At 64.7% G+C, this 21,094-nt stretch carries 19 protein-coding genes; 1 reads left to right on the plus strand and 18 read right to left on the minus strand.

Annotation, left to right across the window (positions count from 1 at the left end; genetic code table 11):
- The 6 genes from ureC to ACW9H9_RS26140 form a co-directional block, all read right to left on the minus strand.
- Positions 1 to 1,202: urease subunit alpha (gene ureC / locus ACW9H9_RS26115; RefSeq protein ID WP_457346182.1), on the minus strand; the 1,202-nt coding region annotated here is incomplete at its 3' end.
- 72 nt (positions 1,203 to 1,274) lie between these two features.
- Complete coding sequence (locus ACW9H9_RS26120) at positions 1,275 to 1,580, minus strand: urease subunit beta (protein WP_457346183.1); 306 nt, start codon at positions 1,578 to 1,580, stop codon at positions 1,275 to 1,277.
- On the minus strand, positions 1,577 to 2,110 hold the full coding sequence (locus ACW9H9_RS26125; protein ID WP_457346184.1) for a GNAT family N-acetyltransferase: 534 nt from the start codon (positions 2,108 to 2,110) through the stop codon (positions 1,577 to 1,579). Before ACW9H9_RS26125 ends, ACW9H9_RS26120 begins: the two co-directional genes overlap by 4 nt.
- A 5-nt stretch (positions 2,111 to 2,115) precedes the next feature.
- A complete protein-coding gene (locus ACW9H9_RS26130; protein ID WP_457346185.1) occupies positions 2,116 to 2,637 on the minus strand; it encodes an N-acetyltransferase family protein in 522 nt (173 codons plus the stop codon).
- 9 nt (positions 2,638 to 2,646) lie between these two features.
- Positions 2,647 to 2,949: an urease subunit gamma gene (ureA, locus tag ACW9H9_RS26135; RefSeq protein ID WP_457346187.1), complete on the minus strand. Its 303-nt coding sequence runs from the start codon at positions 2,947 to 2,949 to the stop codon at positions 2,647 to 2,649.
- Positions 2,950 to 3,003: 54 nt separating this feature from the next.
- Positions 3,004 to 3,843, minus strand: coding sequence for an urease accessory protein UreD (locus tag ACW9H9_RS26140; protein ID WP_457346188.1), 840 nt, complete (start codon positions 3,841 to 3,843; stop codon positions 3,004 to 3,006).
- Positions 3,844 to 4,118: 275 nt separating this feature from the next.
- On the opposite strand from ACW9H9_RS26140, the gene ACW9H9_RS26145 reads away from it, so the two are divergent.
- Entirely contained in the window at positions 4,119 to 8,504 is a 4,386-nt protein-coding gene (locus ACW9H9_RS26145) for a DUF4329 domain-containing protein (protein ID WP_457346189.1), read from the plus strand.
- Here the strand turns inward: ACW9H9_RS26145 and ACW9H9_RS26150 are convergent, their stop codons facing one another.
- The 12 genes from ACW9H9_RS26150 to ACW9H9_RS26205 form a co-directional block, all read right to left on the minus strand.
- A complete protein-coding gene (locus ACW9H9_RS26150; RefSeq protein WP_457346191.1) occupies positions 8,505 to 9,515 on the minus strand; it encodes a FecCD family ABC transporter permease in 1,011 nt (336 codons plus the stop codon). It lies immediately after the preceding gene.
- On the minus strand, positions 9,512 to 10,453 hold the full coding sequence (locus ACW9H9_RS26155) for an ABC transporter substrate-binding protein (protein ID WP_457346192.1): 942 nt from the start codon (positions 10,451 to 10,453) through the stop codon (positions 9,512 to 9,514). Before ACW9H9_RS26155 ends, ACW9H9_RS26150 begins: the two co-directional genes overlap by 4 nt.
- Complete coding sequence (locus tag ACW9H9_RS26160) at positions 10,450 to 11,238, minus strand: ABC transporter ATP-binding protein (RefSeq protein ID WP_457346193.1); 789 nt, start codon at positions 11,236 to 11,238, stop codon at positions 10,450 to 10,452. Before ACW9H9_RS26160 ends, ACW9H9_RS26155 begins: the two co-directional genes overlap by 4 nt.
- Positions 11,239 to 11,290: 52 nt before the next feature.
- Positions 11,291 to 13,405: a TonB-dependent receptor gene (locus ACW9H9_RS26165; RefSeq protein ID WP_457346194.1), complete on the minus strand. Its 2,115-nt coding sequence runs from the start codon at positions 13,403 to 13,405 to the stop codon at positions 11,291 to 11,293.
- 151 nt (positions 13,406 to 13,556) lie between these two features.
- Complete coding sequence (locus tag ACW9H9_RS26170) at positions 13,557 to 14,939, minus strand: PepSY-associated TM helix domain-containing protein (RefSeq protein ID WP_457346195.1); 1,383 nt, start codon at positions 14,937 to 14,939, stop codon at positions 13,557 to 13,559.
- Positions 14,940 to 14,988: 49 nt separating this feature from the next.
- Positions 14,989 to 17,043, minus strand: a complete 2,055-nt coding sequence (locus ACW9H9_RS26175) for a TonB-dependent copper receptor (protein ID WP_457346196.1) — start codon at positions 17,041 to 17,043, stop codon at positions 14,989 to 14,991.
- A 93-nt stretch (positions 17,044 to 17,136) separates the two neighbouring features.
- Entirely contained in the window at positions 17,137 to 17,532 is a 396-nt protein-coding gene (locus ACW9H9_RS26180; protein WP_457346197.1) for a DUF2946 domain-containing protein, read from the minus strand.
- A gap of 10 nt (positions 17,533 to 17,542) precedes the next feature.
- Positions 17,543 to 18,019, minus strand: coding sequence for a copper chaperone PCu(A)C (locus ACW9H9_RS26185; RefSeq protein ID WP_457346199.1), 477 nt, complete (start codon positions 18,017 to 18,019; stop codon positions 17,543 to 17,545).
- A gap of 46 nt (positions 18,020 to 18,065) precedes the next feature.
- The gene (locus ACW9H9_RS26190) at positions 18,066 to 18,461 is read right to left on the minus strand and encodes a DUF2946 domain-containing protein (RefSeq protein WP_457346201.1); all 396 of its coding nucleotides are present in this window, start codon (positions 18,459 to 18,461) and stop codon (positions 18,066 to 18,068) included.
- 97 nt (positions 18,462 to 18,558) lie between these two features.
- Entirely contained in the window at positions 18,559 to 18,849 is a 291-nt protein-coding gene (locus ACW9H9_RS26195) for an addiction module antidote protein (protein ID WP_457346202.1), read from the minus strand.
- A complete protein-coding gene (locus tag ACW9H9_RS26200; RefSeq protein WP_457346203.1) occupies positions 18,846 to 19,154 on the minus strand; it encodes a type II toxin-antitoxin system RelE/ParE family toxin in 309 nt (102 codons plus the stop codon). The genes ACW9H9_RS26195 and ACW9H9_RS26200 overlap by 4 nt, the downstream gene beginning before the upstream one ends.
- A 248-nt stretch (positions 19,155 to 19,402) precedes the next feature.
- A complete protein-coding gene (locus tag ACW9H9_RS26205; protein WP_457346205.1) occupies positions 19,403 to 20,635 on the minus strand; it encodes a hypothetical protein in 1,233 nt (410 codons plus the stop codon).
- Positions 20,636 to 21,094: the final 459 nt, after the last annotated feature.

Below are 21,094 nucleotides of genomic sequence, written 5' to 3' on the forward strand. Positions count from 1 at the left end.
GAATTCTTTTTCATGAAGATCAAGAATGACTTTCCCGGTAATCCGTGAAGAACCTGTTTTTTCATCTTGTCGGCCGTCTGCCAGGTGCGCGTGATCACCTCGCCCACGCGGCCCATGGCCTGGCTGTCGGAGCTGATCATCGAGAACGCGCCCAGGTCGTGCAGGATGTCTTCGGCGGCGATGGTTTCGCGGCGGATGCGGCTTTCGGCAAAGGCCACGTCTTCGGCGATGCTGGGGTCCAGGTGGTGGCAGACCATCAACATGTCCAGGTGCTCGTCGATGGTGTTGCGGGTGAACGGGCGCGTGGGGTTGGTGGAGCTGGGCAGCACGTTGGGAAAACCGCAGGCCTTGATGATGTCGGGGGCGTGGCCGCCCCCGGCGCCTTCGGTGTGGTAGGTGTGGATGGTGCGGCCCTTGAGGGCGCCCAGGGTGGCTTCGACAAACCCCGACTCGTTCAACGTGTCGCTGTGGATCGCCACCTGCACGTCGTACTGGTCGGCCACGCTCAGGCAGTTGTCGATGCTGGCAGGCGTGGTGCCCCAGTCTTCATGCAACTTGAGGCCGATGGCGCCGGCCTTCACTTGTTCGATCAGCGGTTCTGGCAGGCTGGCGTTGCCCTTGCCGGTAAAGCCCAGGTTCATCGGCAGCGAATCGCTGGCTTGCAGCATGCGCGCCAGGTGCCACGGCCCCGAGGTGCAGGTGGTGGCGTTGGTGCCGGTGGCCGGGCCGGTGCCGCCGCCGATCATGGTGGTGACGCCGCTGGTCAGCGCCTCTTCGATCTGCTGCGGGCAGATGTAGTGCACGTGGGTGTCGATGCCGCCCGCGGTGAGGATCATGCCTTCGCCGGCGATCACCTCGGTGCTGGCGCCCACATTGATGGTCACGCCCGGCTGAATGTCCGGGTTACCGGCCTTGCCGATGGCACTGATGCGGCCGTTCTTGAGGCCCACGTCGGCCTTGACGATGCCCCAGTGGTCGATGATCAGCGCGTTGGTGATCAAGGTGTCGACCACTTCATGGGCGAGCAACTGGCTCTGCCCCTGGCCGTCGCGGATCACCTTGCCGCCGCCGAATTTCACTTCTTCGCCGTAAATCGTGAAGTCGTGCTCCACTTCGATCCACAGGTCGGTGTCGGCGAGACGCACCTTGTCCCCTACGGTGGGGCCGTACATGTCGGTATAGGCCTGGCGGCTGATTTTCATATGCTTGCCCTGAAATGCTGTTGAGTTCAAACGCGCGAGCGCGTGGGAGTGGAGGTGCCGGTGAGGGGGCCCTTACAGGTCGCCCATGATCTTCCCGGCAAAGCCAAACACCCGCCGCGCGCCGCTCAGTTCCACCAGTTCCACTTCCCGGCTTTGCCCGGGCTCGAAGCGCACCGCCGTGCCTGCGGGAATGTTCAGGCGCATGCCGCGGCTGGCGGCGCGGTCAAAGGTGAGCGCTTCGTTGGTTTCGAAAAAGTGGTAGTGGGAACCGACCTGAATCGGCCGGTCGCCGCTGTTGGCCACGCTCACGCTGAGCGTGCGGCGGCCCACGTTGAGTTCGATGTCGCCAGGTTGAATCCGATATTCACCAGGAATCATGCAGGTTGCCCCAGGGTCTTGAAGTAGATAGCGGTCGGGCGGTAGCGCCCGTCCGGGCTTTGGCAGTAGTCGGGCAGTTCGCCGACCTTGGTGTAGTGCAGCGCCTGGTAGAACGCCTCGGCGGCTGAGCCTGCCTCGGTGTCCAGGTACAACAGCCCGCGCTTGTGCTGGCGGGCGGCGAGTTCCAGGGCGCTCATCAATTGTTGGCCCAGGCCATGGCGGCGTGTGTGGCTGTGCACCAGCAGCTTTTGCACCTCGGCGCGGTTCTGGCCGTTGGGTTTCTGGCACAGCGCCAATTGCACGCTGGCCAGCACCTGCTCATCACGCACCACCACCCACAGCAACAGGCTCGCGTCTTCGACATGGGCCTGGACGTCGCTGAAGTAACGGCGGGCCTGGGCCTCGTCCAGATCGGCCATGAACCCCACCGACGCGCCGTGACTGACGGCGTCCAGCAGCAACGCGATCAGGCCCTGGCGGTAATGGGCAAAGCTTTCGGCATTCACGCGGCGCAGTTGGGCGGTGCTCATCGGTGTCACTCCTGGGGCGGTTCGGCGCCCGGGTTCAACGTCAGTTGCATAAAGGTCAGGTCCAGCCAGCGGTCGAACTTGATGCCCACTTGGGGCATCTGCCCGGTGGTGATGAAACCCAGGCGTTCGTGCAGGCGGATCGAGGCGCTGTTGCCGCTTTCGATCGCGGCGACCATCACGTGTTTGCCACCGGTGCGCGCCCGCTCGATCAGGGCGTGCATCAGGCGCGGGCCCAGGCCTTTGCCGCGTTGGTCGCTGCGGATGTACACCGAGTGTTCGACGCTGTAGCGAAAGCCCTCGAACGGGCGCCAGTCGCCAAACGAGGCATAGCCGATCACCTGGTCGTGCTCCACCGCCACCAGAATCGGATACGCCTGCGCCTGCCGGGCGCTGAACCAGGCCTGGCGGTTGCCCAGGTCCACCGGTTGCTCGTTCCAGATCGCCGTGGTGTTTTGCACCGCGTCGTTGTAGATGTCGCGGATCGCCGGCAGGTCGGCGTGCACCGCATCACGAAGGGAGATCGACATGGCGGCGCCTCAGGCGATGGGCTGGTGGACGGTGACCAGTTTGGTGCCGTCGGGAAAGGTCGCCTCGACCTGGATGTCCGGGATCATTTCCGGGATGCCTTCCATCACCTGCTCGCGGGTGAGCAGGGTGGTGCCAAAGTGCATCAGCTCGGCCACGGTGCGGCCATCGCGGGCGCCTTCCAGCAGGGCGGCCGAAATGTAGGCGATGGTTTCCGGGTAATTGAGCTTCACCCCACGCGCCAGGCGGCGCTCGGCCACGAGGCCGGCGGTGAAGATCAGCAGTTTGTCTTTTTCCCGTGGGGTCAGGTCCATGGTGTGGCGTCCGTTATAAAAAGCATTCAAAAAAACACCGAAGCCTCAGCGGCCTCAGGTGTTCCAGATTCGAGGCGGCACGGCGTCTCGTCCCAGCACCGCCGGGCGCAGTAAACGCCATAGCTCAATTAACCAGGCGCGGGCCTGCAAGGCTTCACTGGCCAGGCAGCGCGCCACCAGCAGGCCGGGCAGTTGCGTCAGGTCGCCGCGCACCGCATGGGGCAACGTGCGGCACCGCTCCAGCAATGCGCTGTCGATGTCGCCGGTGAGCAACAAGGTGGCGAACACCGGGTGCCCGCCCAGCCCGATGGGCGAGTCGAGCAAACCGTCGGCGCCCACAATGCGCTGGCGTTCGTGCCAGATCAACTGGCCGTCGCGGCGGATGTCCAGGTGCGATTGAAAATGCCCCAGGTCAAACCGCTCGTCACTGGCCGGGCGGCCGAGGGCCACGGTGTCCCAGTAGAACAGCCGGGCATCGCCGTACAGCGCGATGCGCGTGGTGAGTTCGGCCTGGGCGGCGCTGTACACGATGGTTTCCTGGGGCAGCCACTCCAGGGTGGCGCCGGGCTGCACGGTCAGCTCCAAGTGTTGATACGCCGGGCTGTTGGCGCGATACCACTTGGCCGCGCCCGGGCTGGTCAATTGGGCCCAGGCGCCTTCGGCCACGTGGGCGCTGATGTTCAGGCGGTCGCCGCCGGCAATGCCACCGGGCGGGTGCACGATGATGTGCTGGCACACCGCTGGGCCTTCGGCGTACAGGTGCTTTTGCACCCGCAGCGGGCCTTGGTGGCGGCGCATGACCGGGCGGGTGGTGTCGCCAAAACGGGCGTAGCCCAATTCCAGCTCGGCGTGCCAGCTGGGGGTGAACAGGGCGGTAGGGGCAGGCAAATTCATGGTCAGGGCTGATCGGTTGGACGCTACAGATTAGTGCGTAACGGACCGGGCGCACATCCTCGCTAGGCAGATTTCATCTTATCGGCTTGCGGTTGCAAGGGCCGTGCCCGCCACGGCGCGCAGGGCGCGTGCGCGATTTGGCCGGTGGGTAGGCGCACCGCTTTGGCGCAAGGCGCCGCGCCTGCTGCACGGTGGTGCATTAGTTATGTAGCTCCCGGGCCGTGGGCAGCTGTTCAGGATGAAGGGCCTTACATTCCCCTTTTCAAGGTGCCTTCATGGCCGAAAAAATCAGCGCCCAGACCCTCAGCAGCAGCCCCGCGTTCATCCAGAGTGACGACGCCGCGCGTTATGCGCACGAGCGCATCGGCGCCCGGCGTCAGGTGGAGTTTGGCAGCGTGATCCTGCAACGGTCGTCCGACCGCCTGTTTGTGGCCAGCGAGCCGGTGGCCGGTAACGCCACCTCGTTTGACTGGACCCTATTGCTCGACCGCGCGGGACCGGCGGGCGACTTTATCGACCCGCCGGGCTACCGGATTGTCGCCAGCCTGCACTCCCACCCCGATGCCCAGGCATCGACCCGGAACAATAACCCTAAGTGGACACCGCAGCAGGCCAGGACATTCGTGAGCTTTTTCTCCGAGCCCGACATCGACCTCAACTACACCGAGCGTGCACGTTTCAGTGCGGCGTATTTGTCCGGCCCCGACGGCGCGCTGCTCAAATACCAACCCAGCGGTTCGCCCGCCGAGGCCGGTTTTGTGCGCTGGATGGCCACCCAGGGCACGTGGGATTCGCCCCACAGCCACGATGGCAGCCTTGAAGGGTTCTACAAAAAACTGGCGGCGGTGGGCCAACTGAGCTTTTTGCAGTCCAGCCCTGCCTGGGGTGGCTCGGTGGGAAAGGTGCCGACGGACTGGCAACCCTACCAGCCCTTCAGCGCGCCTCGGTTGCCGTTGGCGTGCGGTCCGGTGTTCAGCGACCGGCAACGGGCGCTCGACCACGCCTGGTCACGCATTCAGCGCAGGCCCTCGCAACGCCAGCACGTGTTGCTGTTGCAGCACGACACCCGCCCCCAATTCGTCGCCAGCGAGCCGCTGCTGGCGGGCGACCCCGACAAGCCGCTGCCCGCAGGCTTTCACCTGCACGGTATCTACCTGCACTCGCGGCCCTTGCCCGGCCTGTACCCGGCGCTGGAAGCATGGCTGTACAAAAACTTCATCAGCCCGCTGGAGCTGGCAGAGCGGATTGCGCACTTTCGCCAGTACAGCCAGGGCCCGCATTCCACGCTGGGCGCCTCGTTGTACGTGCGCCTGCGCGACGAGGCGTTATTGCGTTACCGGTTTTCGGGCTCGGCCGAGGAGTCCAGGCTTTTCACGCGGGGCGAAGGGGGGCAGGTCCAGGACAACGGCACCCAGGCCAGCCTGTTGGCCGGGCGCCTGCTGACCCGTGATTTTGTGCGTCAGGTGGCCAAGGCGGGTGAGCTGAGCGTGGAAAAAACCAGCGCCCTGTGGGACCGCCCCGGCGGGGTTGACGAGCACTGGCAGCCCTACGCCAACGTGGCGCTGCCCGCCTTGAGCCGCGCCTTTTTGCGTGCCGACGATGCGGCGCAATACGCCCACCAGCGCCTTGGCGAGCGGCGCGACCAGACCTTTGGCGGCCTGGTGCTGGAAACCGAAAACGGTCGCTTCCACATTACCGAACCGCTGCCCTGTGACGCCCGGCCCTTTGCCTTTGCCGCCGGTTACCCGAAAGACCGCCAGGGCGAGCCCATCATCCTGCACGCCGGCCTGCGCCTGCACGGGCGCTACGGCTCGCGCGTGGCACTGGCGCAGGAAAGCGAAGCCAATGCCCAGCTGTTCAGCAACCTGGACGTGGCCGACGTGCAGGCGTCTGGCCGTGTCGGCTACCTCTCTGGCGCAGTCGACAGCCTGATCGCCTGGCAGACGCGCGACCGCGTCCTGCCGCCGCCCGGCAGTGTGAGTGAACTGGCCCGGCACGGCACCTTGCGTGTGGTGGTCGCCAGCCCGTTGTGGGGGCCGGTGGGCGGGGTCGAGCCTGACTGGAAACCCTATGAGCGCATCTTGCAATACCAGCGGCCCGAGCCAGTCACCCACGGCGCGGTGTTCGCCAGCGCCGACGCCGCCGCCCGTGACCTGCACCGGCGTGTACCGCAGAGTTTCGGGGAGCGCTACCTGGTGCATTTTTTTGGTTTTGTCCTCAAGCACGACAGCGCCGACGACTACGTCGCCAGCGAGCTGATTCCATTCACCCGGGGCTCGCCGTTGCTGGTCCTGTCGGCGCTGTATGGCGACAGCCTGCCCGACGGTTTTCACTGCCACGCCCTGTATTACTCGCGCCAGTGGCCGGGCTTTGGTTTGAACACCGGGCTCGAACGGTTTTTTGTCCGGCCCGAGCACCTTGACCTGGCCCTGGCCCAGGCGCGCATCAATGCCTCGCAGGCGCCGCTCGGCGCGCCCCTGTACATGGCGCCACCGGAGGGCGCGTTGCTGTGTTACCAGTCGCCGTCCACGGCCGCGATGTTTGAAGCCCAAAGCAGCGGGGACGCGGCGGACGTGGTGCAGGCCAAGCTCGACAGCGGCACCCTGGAGCCTGTGCAGTTCGTGCGGCTACTGGCCGTGTCGGGCCATTTGCGGGTGATCGTGCCCAGTGACTGCTGGGACCGGCCCGGTGAGGTATCGGGCCTGTGGAATGCGTATGAGCACGTGCAGCGGCGCGAGCTGGGGCCGGTTTTTCTGTCGATGGACGACGCCGCGCGCTCGGTGCGCGAGCGGGTCCGGGGCGACGCCACGCAGGTGTACGGCGGCGTCATTCTGCGGCGCGACGACGAGGGCTATGTGGCCACAACGCCGGTGCGCATGAGCGATGAGGTGTTTGACCTGCAGCGCCTGTTTCCCGATGCCCTCGTGATACGCGGGCTTTACCCGGTGCGCACCTCGGTGGTGGCCTACTACCATTCGCGGCCGTTGCAGCAGTGGCCATTTCTGCGCGCACCGCTCCAGGCGCAGGTGTACAACGGCATGTTTTCCACCCGTGCGCTGGCGCATGCCGTGTCGGCCGATCAGACGCCCTTGCACCACTACCTGCTGGGGCCGGACGGCTCCTTGCTGCGCCTGTTGGCCGCGCCGCACTTGAAGTACCCGCCGCTCAGCCGCGCCGACCTGGTGCTGCGCCCGGGCAACCGCCACGACTGGGTGAGCGGTGCGCTGGAGCGGCGCTTGCGCCGTGGCGAATTGACCCCGGTCGAATACGTCAACCAGGTGGCGGCCGCCTATGACCTGCGCGTGGTGGTGGGCAGCGCGTTGTGGGGCGCGCAGGGCAGGGTGTCTGGCTGGGTGCCGGCGAGCGCCCCGGCAGTTGAGCCCGGGCGGTATGTGCGGGCCCGGCATGACCCGGCGTGCAGCCCGCTGTTCACGCGCGCCGACGACGCCGCCCGCCATGTGCACGAATGGCCGGGCGCACGTGTGCACGTGACCTTCGGCCATGTGCTGGTTGCCGCGCAGGGCGGCCAGTTCGTGGCCACGTTGCCGGTAGCCGAGGGCGGGTCGTCCTTTGCCCATCGCCGGGTTTTCAGCGACGCCGGTTACCCGTATCGCCACACCTTGAGTGCGTTGTACTTGCGCCTGCCGGAGCGCGCCGACTTTCACCCCACTGGCCGCGCGCAAACGGGCGACGCGATCTTTCGCGGGCTGTGCGCGCCCACCCACTTGATCGAACTGCTGCACCAGACCCACGCCACCCAACTGCATGCGGCGCGGCCGTTATATGTGTCTTGCGCGGACGGCGCGTTGCTCAAATTCGTGGTACGCGACCCACGGTTTGTCACCTATGCCGATGAGCTCAAATTGCGCACGCGCTTGCTCAGCCCCACGGATTACATTCGGCGCATGGCGGCGGCCGGTGAGCTGCATATCCTGCTGCCCAGCGAGCACTGGCCGGGGGCGGGCCGGGTGGATGCGCAGTGGCAGCCGGGCCGCTCGCGGGGCGCGGATGAGCCGTCCGTGTTGCTGGCGCCAGTGCACGGCCACCCGGAGGATGCGGTGGCGTTTGCCCATGCGCGGGCGGGGCGATTCGACGGGCGCCAGTACGCAGGCGCGCTGCTGGAAAACCCCACCAGCAACCGCTACCTGACGGTATTGCCCATGGTCGACGAAGGCTTTCCGTCCAGCGTGACGCGCCGCCTGTTTGGCAACCTGCCCTGGCCGACGGGCTACCGCCTGTGCGCGGCGCACCTGCTGTTTCATGCCGGGCTCGATCAGCCTTCAAACCCTACGCAAAACGACTTCCGGCGCTTTTTCGTGGCATGGCCGGAGCTGGGGTTTTACCTGCATGAGCTGCGCCGCCAGCGGCCTGACCTGCACAGCGTGTACCTGTCGGTGCGCGATGGCGCGTTGCTGGGCTACCTGCCGCGGTTCAGTGACGAGGAATACAACCTGCTGGCGGTCACCGGCAAGTGGTCGGCCGAGGGCGGCTACACCGGGTTCGCGCCGCTGCCGTCGTGGTTCATCTCGCAGCTGGCGCGGATCGGGGAGTTGCGCGTGATCCGCACCGGGGATTTCTGGACGGTGGCGGGGCGGCTGGGCGAGCACCTGGCCGCGTCCATCAGCCCGTCGCCGCAGACCCCGGCAAAAGACGAGCTGTAATCAGCGTTTGCGCATCAAGGCAATGAAAAACAGCCCGCCGATGGCCGCCGTGGCCACGCCGATGGGCAGGTCTTCGGGGGCGATCAGCGTGCGTGCGGCCACGTCCACCCACACCAGGAACAGGCTGCCGAGCAGCACGCACACCGGCAGCAACCGACGGTGCTCGGCGCCCACCAGGCGCCGCGCAATGTGCGGCACCATCAGCCCCACAAAGCCGATGGAGCCGCTGACCGACACCAGCACGCCGGTCATCAGCGACGCGACCAAAAACACGTTCAGCCGCACATTGCGGGCGTTGAGGCCCAGGGTCACGGCGGTCTGCTCACCGGCCATCAAGGCGTTGAGCGAGCGGGCCATGCCCAGCAGCACTATCAGCCCCAGCAGCACGGCAGCGGCGGGAATCACCAGCAGTTCCCAGCGCGCCAGCCCCAGGCCGCCGAGCATCCAGAACATCACCGCCGAGGCGGCGCGGTGGTCGCCCATGAACAGCAGCAGGTTGGCCACCGCCATCATCACAAACGACACCGCCACGCCGCACAGCAGCAAGCGATCACTCTCCAGCCGGCCATTGCGGCTGGCCACCGCCAGCACCACGACCATGCTCAGCAAGGCGCCGATAAACGCGGCGATGGGCAAGGTCACCAGGCCAATGATCTCGCCCACGTGCAGCACCACGATCACCGCGCCCAGGGTGGCGCCCGAGGTGACGCCCAGCAGGTGCGGGTCGGCCAGCGGGTTGCGCGTGACCGCCTGCAACACCGCGCCGATCAACGCAAGACCCGCGCCCACCAACGCGCCCAGCAGCATGCGCGGCACGCGGATCAGCCACACGATGTGTTCCTGGCCGGGCGCCCAGTCCACCGCGCCCAGGCCAAAGGCCTTGTGCAACAGGATTCGCCACACCACGTCCACCGGCACCCGCGCCGGGCCAAAGCCCAGCGACACCACGCAGGACACCAGCAACACCGCCCCGAGGGCCGCGAGCAACAGGGCGTAGCGACGGCTGATCATTGGCCGTGGAACCCTTTGGCCAGGGTTTCTACCGCCAGCACGTTGTCGATGCCCGGCGTGGCCTGCACATAGGGGATCACGATAAAGCGCTGGTGCTTGATGGCGTCCACCGATTGCAGTGCCGGGTTCTTGAGCAGGAACTGCTCTTTTTGCTCGGCGGTGATCTCGCTGTAGTCCACGATCACGATCACTTGCGGGTTGCGCTCTACCACGGTTTCCCAGTTGATGCGGGTCCAGCTGGCGTCCACGTCGTCCAGGATGTTGCGCCCGCCAGCGGCGTCGATCAGCGCCTGTGGCATGCCCAGGCGGCCAGAGGTCATGGCGCGGTCTTCGCCGCTGTCGTAGAGGAACACGCGAGGCTTTTGCGCCGGTTTTTGCACGGCGGCGACTTGCGCTTTCATCTGGGCGATCAGGCTTTCGGCGCGGTCTTGCACGTCAAAGATCTTGCCCAGGTTGCGCAGGTCGTTGTAGGTGTCTTCGAGCGTGGCGGCCGGGCGCTTCATCACAAAGGCGCACGACTCGGTCAACTCGTAGACGTTGATGCCCAAGGGTTGCAGGGTTTGCGGCGTGAGGTCGCCGCCCACGCGCATGCCGTAGTCCCACCCGGCGAAGAAGAAGTCGACGTTGGCATTGAGCAGGGTTTCCACCGACGGGTATTTGCTCGCGAGTTCGGGCAGGCCGTCGAGGATTTTTGCCATGTCGGGCGTGACCGACTTCCAGCCGGTGACGCCGCTGTAGCCCGCCATGCGCGGCTTGAGGCCCAGGGCGAGCATCATCTGGGTCATGTTGATGTCGTGGCTGACCGCGTGCTTGGGCGCTTCCTTGAAGGTCACTTGGCGGTTGCAGCTCTGGATGGTCAGCGGGTAATGCGTGGCGTCGGCAACGGCGTGAGAAGCACCGAGCAGCAGGGCGAGGGACACGAGGGAGCGCAGGATCATGATTGGGTTATCCAGGTGATTCGGGGGTAGCCGGACAAGGGGTGGGTGTCGATCAGTGCATCGACGCCAAACACGTCGCGCAGCAGGTCGGCGGTCAATACGTCATGCGGCGTGCCGCTGGCGACAATGCGCCCGTGGTTGATCACGTACAGGCGGTCGCAGAACGCGGCGGCCAGGTTCAGGTCGTGGATGCTGGCGAGGGTGCCGATCTTCAGGCGCTTGACCAGTTGCAGCAATTGCAGCTGGTAGCGCGGGTCGAGGTGGTTGGTGGGCTCGTCGAGGATCAGCAGTTGCGGTTGCTGGGCCAGGGCACGGGCGAGGATCACGCGTTGTTTTTCACCGCCCGAGAGCGTGGCGAAGGCGTGGTCTTCAAACCCTTGCAGGCCCACGGCGTCGAGGGCTTGCTGGATCAGTCGGTGGTCGTTGAGGGTGTCGCTGTCGAACAGGCGCTTGTGGGGCGTGCGGCCCATGGCGACCACTTCGTCCACCCGCAGGCCGAACGCATCGGGAAATTCCTGGAGCACCACGGCGATGCGCTGGGCGCACCAGCGCGAGGACTGTTGCCACACGTTCTGATGGTCGAAGGACACGTCGCCCTGGTGCGGCTTGCTGAACCGGTAGGCGCAGCGCAGCAGGCTGGTCTTGCCACTGCCGTTGGGGCCGATCAGGCCGACGAACTCACCGGCGCCCACCTGCAGGCTGGCGTCACGCAGTTGGAACTGGTGATGGCAGTGGCCGTGAGCGACGGGACGCCAGGCGAGGTGGGCGAGGTTGAGTGAAGTCATCGTTACTCTCAGGTCCGACACGGCGCCCACATCAGCGGCGTGTCGTGGCGATTTAGAAGGTGTAGTCCGCCGTCACGAAGAACGAGCGGGGTTCACCCAGGATCCATTGCTGGCCGTCATTGTATTGGCTGACCGCGTAGGTGCGGTTGAACAGGTTATTCAATTGCAGCCCCAATGTCGTGTTGCGCAGGGCCTTCCACGAGACGGTGGCGTCGACCACGGTGTAGCTCGGCACTTGGCTGGTGTTGGCGGTGTTGGCGTAGCGCGCGTCCACGTAGCGCACACCGGCGCCGGCGCGGATGTCGTCGGTCACGGCCTTGTTCAGCCACAGGTTGGCGGTGCGCCGTGGAACGTCGGTGGGGCGGTTGCCGTTGCGCGACACCTGCTGGCCGTCGACCACTTCGGAGAAGTCATCGTACTGGGCCCGCACAATCGCGGCATTGGCTTGCAGTTGCCAGGCGTCGGGCAGTTGCAGGTCGAGGCTGGCTTCCAGGCCGTTGGAGGATTGCTGGCCCACCTGCTCTTTGAGGTCGGTCTCGGCGATGCTCACCAGCAGCTTTTTCTTGACGATGTGATAGGCCGCCAGGGTCCATTCGCCGCGCGAGTCCCAGAACGCCTGCTTGACCCCGACCTCGGTCTGCTTGGTGGTGGACAAGCCAAAGTTCTGTTGGCTGGGGCTCAAGGTGATCAGGCTGCCGACGCCATCGGTGCTGGTGGCGTATTGGCCGTATACCGAGGTGTCCGGGGTGATCGCGTAGACAAGGCCTGCTCTCCAGTTGTTGCCGGTCAGGGTCTTGTCGGCATCGCTGCCGTTGATCAGGGACTCACGGTCGATGTGCAGGTAGTCGCGGCGCAGGCCGGTGACCAGGGTCAGTTGGTCGGTCAGTTGCAGGCGGTTTTCGGCAAAGCCTGCCAGCTGCTTGGTGGTGCTGACGTATTGCGGGATAAACGGGTCGGCACTTTCAAACGGCTGCGGGACCGGGTGGTGGATGTCCACCGGCTGGCCGTCTTCGAGCAGGTCATCGAACGGCGCGTTGCTGACCAGGTGGAAGCGGATGCGGTTGTACTCGGCACCGACCACGGTCTGGCTGTCGAGGCCGAACAGGGTGTGCTTGAAGGTAAAGGTCTGGCGGTCGCCGACCTGTTCCTGGTTGTGTTTGATGCCCAGGTAGCTCTGGCGCACCAGGCCGCCGTCGACGAAGTTGTAGCTTTCGGCGTTCTCCCAGCGGCGCTGGTTTTTAAGGTAGGACAGCTGGTTGGTGGCGCTGACGTTGTCGTTGATCTGCCACTCGGTGGTCAGGCGGGTCCATTGGTCGTTGTAGTGCTGGATGTCGTCTCTGACGTTGTAGTTTTTTTCACGCAGGCCCTTGTGCAGGTGGCCGTCTATCAACGGCGTGCCGTAGTCGTTTTGCGGGGTCTGGTCGCCGTAGTCGTAGGCCAGGGTGACGCTCAGGTTGTCGGCGGGCTCCCAGCGCAGGGCGCCGCTGACGAAGTCGCTCGAGGAATCGCCCCGGTCGATGAAACCGTTGCTGCGCAGGCGGTTGAGGTTCAGGCGGTAGCTCAGGGTGTCGGTCAGCGAGCCGCCGCTGTCCAGGGCCTCTTGCTGGCGGTCGTAGGAGCCGTAGCCCAGGCGCACGTGGTTTTCGATGTCGCCGGTGAACGGCTTTTTCGCCAGGGTGTTGATCACCGCCCCCGTGGCGCCCTGGCCGTATAGCACCGAGGCCGGACCGCGCAGTACGTCCACACGCTCCACGGCCCAGGTGTCGACCGGGAAGGTGGAGGTGCCGGCGCCGTCGAACATGCGTTCGCCGTCGTACAACTGCAACACCGCACTCTGGCCGGTGAAGCCGCGCGCCGAGAGCGAGGTGCCGCCGTCGCCCGGCGTGCCGGTGCGGCTGATGCCGGTGGCGCGGGAGATGGCGTCCTGTACGGTAGCGTCGCCGCGCTCGCGGATCTGTGCGCCGGTCTGGCTTTCCACGCTGCCCGGGGTTTGCAGGGCGCTGAGGTTCAACCTCGAACCTGCGGTGGTCGGGGTCTTGAGGTCGATGTGTTCGACGTCAACGTCCGGCGCCGTGATAGGGCTGGCTGGCAGGATCAGGCCGGTGTCGGCATGGGCACTGGTGTGCAAGGCGAGCAGGCAGAGGCCGGACGCAAGGTACTTGTTCATCGGACGGAGGATCGCTTCTTAAGGGGGACTCACCGCAGGACGCGGCGAGTCACGATAACGCAATAAGTGTTATAAGTTAACACTTATTGCGTGATGGGCAAATGCTCGCCCAATGCTACAGAGCCCGTCTATACGGGGCATCTCGGCTGTTTCATGACGAACGTGAGGAAAGCTCACGTTGCCCGAACAGGCGCGACAGCACCAGCCGGTCCAGCGCCCACACGACGACCAGCGAGGCGCCCACCAGCGGGAAAATGATCGCCAGGGCGGCCATGATCACCAGGGCGGTTTTCCACTTGGGCAGGTCGTGGCGCAGGGGCGGAACGCCCAGCCCGCCCTGGGGCCGGCGCTTCCACCAGATCACCACGCCGCTGACCGCGCTGAGCAGGATCATCAGGCAAATCAGCAGCACGATGAGCTGGTTCACCCACCCGAACATCTTGCCTTCGTGCAGCATCACGCCCACTTCGGTGGCGCGGGCCACCGCGTTGTAGTGCTGCCAGCCCACGTCGGCCAGGACCTTGCCGGTGTACTGGTCCACATGCAGCGTGGCGTCGTTGCGCGGGTCGTCGGCGAACACCGCGAGGGTGAACACGCCTTCGGCGGTGGTGGGAAAGGTGATGCTGTAGCCCGGCTCGATGTGGCGGGCATCGGCCAGTTCCACCAGTTGTTGCAGGCGCACGGTGGGGGCCGCGGGCCCGTGGCTCATGCCGCCGTGTTGCATGTGTTCGGCGTGGTCGCCAGACACTGGCATGGGCGTGTTTTCCATGGCCCACGGCACGGTCTGCTGGGTGGCGGTGTTGAGGGTGCGGGCCTGTTGGTCCGACTGCGGCACGTTGTTCCACATGGCCGCCGGGAAGGTGTTCCACAGGTCGGCGTACTGCTTGCCCCAAAAGCCGGTCCAGGTCATGCCGCTGAGCAGCATCACCAGCAGGAACCCCGCGCCCCAGAAGCCTGCAACCACGTGCAGGTCACGCCAGAACAGCCGCCCGCCGGTGCCCAGGCGTGGCCACAGCACCCCGGCAAACGACTTGCCCCGTGGCCACCACAGGTACAGGCCCGAAATCACCAGCATCACGCCCCACCCGGCGGCGAGCTCGACCAGGCGGTCGCCCACCGTGCCGATCAGCAGCTCGCCGTGCAACGCGCGGGCGATGGCTTGCAGGTTGTTTTTCGCATCCTGGGTGCCCAGCACGGTGCCGCGATAGGGATCGACAAACACGCTCAGTTCACGGCCGCCCTCGTGCATCACAAATTGCGCGCTGCGGGTGGCATCGATCGGTGGCAGGTATTTGCCAATCGTGCCCTGGGGGTACGCCACTTGGGCGCGTTGCAGCAGGTCGTCGGCGCTCAGCGTATGTTCACCGCCTGGCACCTTGAGCAGGTGGGCGTACATCAGGGGATCAAGCTGGGGCTTGAACAGGTAGAGGATGCCGGTCAGGGCCAGCAGCACCATGAACGGGGCGACGAAAAGGCCGGCATAGAAGTGCCAGCGCCAGGCCAGGTTGTAAAAGGACAGCTTGGGTTGGGTCATTGCAAAGGGCTCCGCAAGGTGTGGAATTTTTGTCGAGTGTCAGGGGGCTTCAGAAGCTCATGTCCACCTTGGTCCAGAAGGTGCGCCCCGGTTCCTTGAGGGCTTGCGGGTCATCCGCCGGGTAGCCGAACCCGGCGTTGCCCGCCAGGTTCAAGTGCTCGGCGTAGGCCTTGTTGAAGAGGTTGTCGACGCCGGTGCTGACCTTGAAGTGTTTGTTGACGCGGTACGCGCCGTTGAGCGAGAACACGCCAAAACCACTGCTCTTGTCGAAGTCCATCCCGACCACGTTGCCTTTGTTGGGGGCGATGCGGTCTTGGGCGGCGACCACCCGCCACAGCGCCCCGGCGCTCCAGTCGTCGGTGCGGTAGGTGAGGCCCAGGCGGGTATCCAGCGGCGGGATCTGCGGCAGCGGCTTGCCGTCCTGGGTGTTCTTGCCCCACGCGTAGGCCAGGGTGGCGTCGGCTTTCCAGTGCTCGCTGAGCGCGTAGGCGATGCCTGTCTCACCGCCCAGGATGCGGGCGTTGACGTTGCGGGCCTGGGAGGTGGTGCCCATCATCCCGGGCGTGTAGTCGAACAGGATGAAATCGCGCACCTGGCCCACGTAGCCCGATACCCAGGCTTCCATGTCGGCAGACTTGTACTGCAGGCCGACGTCCAGCTGGGTGGTTTTTTCCGGTTTCACGCCGTCGAACGCATTTACTGCACCAACCGCCCCGGTGTCGGGCGAGAACAGCTCCCAGTAGTCGGGGAACCGCTCGGCATGGCCCAGGCCCGCATAGAGGGTGGTGGGGCTGTTGGCCAAGTCGTGCTCATAGCGCACGAAACCCGACGGCAGCGTGGTGGCGCGGGTGTCGTCGGCGGTCGGGTTGGGGCGGCTCGCCATGCCCGAGCCGCTGGTTTGCCGAAAGTCCTTGGCCGAGGCGCGGTCCAGGCGGGCCCCGGTGATCAGGCGGTCGCGGGCGGCGGCGTACCAGGTCAATTCGCCAAACACGCCGTAGTTGTGGAAGTTGGCGTCTTTGACCCGCGGCAGGTCCTTGTAGGCATCGATGCCCATGGCGCTGCGCTGGCGGTGTTCATTGGTCTGCGCATCGAGGCCGCCAATCAACTGCACGTCGGCCCAGCGCCAGGTGGCCTTGAGGCGTGCACCCAGGGTGCGCCGGTCGACATCGGCCGCCATCGGCCCGGCCATCATCCCGGTGCCGGAAGGGACGCGCAGGGTGTAGTTGTCCATCACGTGGTCGGCGTAGTTGTAGTAGACCTGCGCTTCGACCTTGTCCAGCACCTGGCCGATATTGGACTTTTCGAACCGCAGCCCCAGGCTTTCGCGCAAAAACTGCGCACCGTCCATGCCGCGTCCGGCGTAACGCGCCTGGCCGTTGCCACGCCCGCCGGTGAGCTCCAGCAGGGTGTCGGCGTCCGGGGTCCAGCCCACGGCCACGTCGCCGTTCCATTTGTCGTAGCGCGAGGCGACGGTGTCGTTGTTGCCGTCCTTGTAGTCATCGGCGTGGGCCTGGTTGCCAATCACCCGCACATAGCCCAGCGGGCCGCCGGCGGCTGCATCGACGGTCTTGTCGAAGCGGCCGTTGGAACCGGCCAGCACGCTGGCGTTGACCCGTGTGCCCAACGCGCCGAAGTGCTCGGGCTCGCGGTCGAACAGGACCGTGCCTGCCGAAGCGCCGGGGCCCCACAGCACGGTTTGCGGGCCTTTGATCACGGTGAGCTTGTCGTAGGTTTCAGGCGAGATGTAGGAGGTGGGCGCGTCCATTCGCGCGGGGCAGGCGCCAAGCATCATGCCGCCGTTGGTGAGGATGTTCAGGCGCGAGCCGAACATGCCGCGCAGCACCGGGTCGCCGTTGGTGCCGCCGTTGCGGATCAAGGCAAAGCCGGGGATGGTCTTGAGGTAGTCGCCGCCGTCACTGGCGGGCACCGGTTGGCGCGGGTCCTTGGGGTCGGTGATGACGGTGAGCGGCGAGCTGGGCGCCACGGCGGTGATCACGGTGGGGCTGATTTCATCGGCATGCGCCAACGGTGTGATCAGTGCGCCGCACAGCACGGCGAGCACAGGGGTACATCCCAAACGGGTGTCAGCAGAAAGCCTGGACATGAAAAATTCCATCAATCATTCGTAAACAACACGGCCAGCAGCCTGCGGCTGTCTGTTTAAAGTCGGCCGGGGTGAAGTAACGGTGTGAGGGGCTTACGTGACGAGGGGCGGGGCGCGGCTGCGGGCACCGGGAAAGATGGCTTGCCGGGCATGGCCCAGGCGCGTGGCGGGGGTGAGGGCGTTCGCGGGCGGTGGCGCGCCCAAGGTGATGAAGGCGACGCTGCCGGGCAGGGCCGGGCAACTGAAGAGCAGGCTGCAGTAGCCGCACTTTTCCCAGATAACGTGGTGTTCGGCGGGGTGCTGGTGTTCGTCCGGCGCGTCCATGGCCATTTCCATGGCCCCGTCCATGGTCATACCGGCGTGATGATCCATCGGCATCGCTTGGGAAATCAGCGGACCGATAAAAATCATCAGCATGGCAAACAGGCTGATCCAGCTGCCGTGGGTGACGCGGCGCGGCGGGAGTGGCCTGGCGCGGGAGGCGCTCATTTAAAGGCGACTACTGGGCGTGCGAGTGCCCCGGGCCGGGTGGCTGTTTTTGTACGCTCACTTGCACGTCCACCGGGCCCGCTTTTTCAAAATTCAGGGTCAAGGGGAAGTGCTGGCCGTCGCGCAGCAGGCTGCGGTCTTTAAGGCCCAGCAGCATCACGTGATAGGCCATGGGCGCGAAACTCAACTCGCCCTTGGCCGGGACGTCGACGCCAGGCACTGGCTGCATCTTCATCAGGTCGCCCTGCATCACATGCGCGTGCAGCTCGGCCTGCGCGGCGACGGGCGTTTGCACACTGAGCAGGCGGTCGGGGCTGTCGCCCGTGTTGTGGATCACGAAATACGCGGCCACGGTGGGCGCATTCGGCGGCAATTCCTGGGACCAGGGATCGCTGACCGACAGGTCGCCGACCTTGAAGTCTTCGGCATTGGCAGCCCCCAACACCGGCAACAGCAACGCAGCCAGAAGCACAGAAGATTTAAGCATGACGGTTCTCCAGAACGGTTCTAAACGCAGTTCACGTGCGAAGGCGTCAGGCCGTTGGAGAGGCGCGGGGGTTGAGGCTGGGCCATTGCTGGCGGGGCGTCGGGGGTTGCAGCGAGGGCGGCGGCCCAGGCTGCGCGGCCTCGAAATGGGTGACATACAACTGGGGCACATGCCCCGGCAACGCCACCATCGACGGCGAGCCCGAACAGCACCAACAGTGCTGCATGCTGGAATGGTCATCGGGCTGCGGCGCCGGAATGTCGAGCTTGCCCAAGGCCACGGCCGTCAGCTTGTTGGCATTAGCCGAACAGAAACTGCCCCAGATCAACTGATCAATGGCCTTGCTGGAAGGCTGCATCACCCCGGCCATCGGCATGGCAAAGGCATTGAACAGCACTGCTAGGCAGGCGATCCAGGCAATTGCGAAGCGTTGACGGGCCATGGCGGACAATCCGTAGGGTTATGCGATCAGGCGGGTATTTAGCCTGATCGGGGGGGATAAGTAAAAAGGCGTGGTGTGGTTTGGTGTCGCAGCGCTGTCAGGCCGCGCTGGCGTGCAGCTTGAACCCCAGCGCTTTCATGACCTTCATGATAGTCGCGAATTCCGGATTGCCTGTGCTTGAAAGTGCTTTGTACAGGCTCTCGCGGCCAAGACCTGCATGACGGGCAACTTGAGTCATGCCTTGGGCACGGGCGATGTCGTTCAGGGCCGTGCGGATCAGCACGCCATCGCCTGCATCTTCTTCAAAACAGGCTTCTAGGTATTGAGCCATGTCTTCGGGCGTTTTGAGGTGTTCTGCGACGTCGAAGTCGCTGAAAGATACAGTCATGGTTGCTCCTCGTTCGCGAGATGTTCTGCGAGTTGTCTGGCCTGCTTGATGTCACGTTTTTGCGTTGATTTGTCTCCACCGATCAACAGGAGGTAAACCACTTTGTTCCTGCGGGTGAAGTAGATCCGGTATCCAGGGCCGTGGTGGATGCGCATTTCCGAGATGCCATTGCCTACCGATTCGCAGTCCCCGAAATTCCCTGACTGTGCAGCCCGCAACCGGGCCAGAACACGGGCTTTAACAGGCTTGCCTCCTAACGAGTCCAGCCACTTTTGGAAGCTGGACGACATTTTAAATTGGATCATCTCAAATCGTATTCCTTGGGATACAGAATGGCAAGGCACGACGTACTGAGAGTCAGGGCATTCCGAACGGTGTGCTAAAGCAGCCGGTGAAGGAGCGGTTATGACAGCGGTTTTTTGCGGAGTCAGCCGGTTGGGTCGCAGGGTCTTGTGGGATACGTCGGCTTATGGGGCGGGCTGATCACCCGCGGTTCAAGGGAGGGAGTATTAATTGGGTTTCCAGCGAGTTTGGTTGGTAAGAATTTTACGGGTCAGCTTCTCATCTGCTCCACATAGTCCGGCGCCAGCCCCCGGGTTTTAGTGCGATCGGGCTGGTCAAATTCCCGTACCAGGAAATATTTGATGGCTGTGGGCGAAGTCGGCATCTGGCTGATCATCAGGTGATCGCTGAGAAACAGTTCCAACAGGTCTTCGATATCACCGCTCAAGGGCTTGGGCGTGGGTGCAAACCACTCATCGAGCAGTGCTTGTTGCGGCGCGGTAGCAAAGCCTGCGCTCAGGCGCCGGGCTTCGCGGTCGACCTGTTCCAGCCAGCCCAGCTCGGCGCGCAGCTGGGCTTTGCGTGTGCGGGCCTGGTCGAACGCCGTGTCGCGCCTGGCTGCTTGGGCCTGGGTTTCGCTGCCCAGGCCGAGCATCCGCGTCAACACGCCTTGGTCACCCAGGGCCGGTCGTGCCAGGCGCTGCGCCTCGTTGTCATACGCCCGGCATTGCTGGCTGTACATTTCCCAGAGTATTCGCAGGCGCTGGATGTACACGCGTCGATGGGCCAGGAACGCGTTGGCGCTGAGGTGTGGATGACCCGTCTGGCGCATGTAGCGCTGGCTGGCGTCTATAGCGCCGACGCCGTTGATGTGGTCTTTCAGGACGAAGAAACGTGCGATGAACTGATCTTGCTCCTCGAGCGTATCCAACGCAGGAAAAGGCACGCCAGCCCTGAAGGCCGCACGGTACATCTCGTGCAGGCTGGCCAGGTGCAACTCGCGGCTGCCCGGGCCGTCGCCCCGTTTCAAACCGCCGCCCACGTCCTCACTGGTGCCCGGCACCAGGCGTTCTTCCCATTTGGGCGTCAGGGGGCCGGTGCCAATCAACCGGGAGCGCCGTGCGCCGCGGCATTCGTGCGCCGCCACCAGATGCAGCGCCGCCTTGACAGGGCCGGGCAGGCCTTCGCCGTCATCGACGCTGTTGGTCAGCGGCAACAGCACGTCACGCACCACCGACGCTTGCATGCTTCGGTCCACGGCGTCGAACAGGCCGACGAATGCCACTTCAAGGTGGGCCTTTTTATAGGTGGTGGTGCCGGGGTCGCATTCATCGAACAGCTTGTGCGCGAAGGCGCGGGCCAGTGTGGCGCCGTAGTCGTAGCCGAATAGGGAGATTGAGATTCGGGTGATGGGCAGGGGGCTGTTCGCGCCAAAGTTCTCGATGATGTCTTCAAGGCGAGCCCAGGTGGCTTCCAGACGGGTCTCTACACCTGTTTTGAACAAGTCCGCCACCCATTCAATGTCGCGAACGGCAGGCACCGTTTCGACAGAAGCCTTGACTGCCGCGTTAATAGTGAGAGCGACAGGGTTTTTAATTTTCAGGTTGTGGACGAAACGCTGCCACCAGTGCTTCCCCGTTACGATGTCCTTTCCCGCGGTTACAGCGGCCTCGATAGCACTGTCCCGGGGGAGGTTGGCGATATCCTTTTTGGCTTGACTAAGGGCACTTTTCATTGCCGTGTCAGATACCGATACGTCGCTTCCAAATTGGGGGTCGAAAGGCGCGCCGAGTCCCGACACGTATAAATTTGCGTAATGCTCAAATGTATTGAGAGATGCACTGACATCGCTTGGATAACTCAGAGACAACCGTGCCACATTACTGAGGCGGTCTTTCTTTAAATCATCTGATCGTGTCCCTGGAAGTGGTGTAACTCATCATGGCCTTGGCCGCTGAGTTTG

It is taken from the genome of Pseudomonas sp. SDO5215_S409 (genome assembly GCF_054071325.1).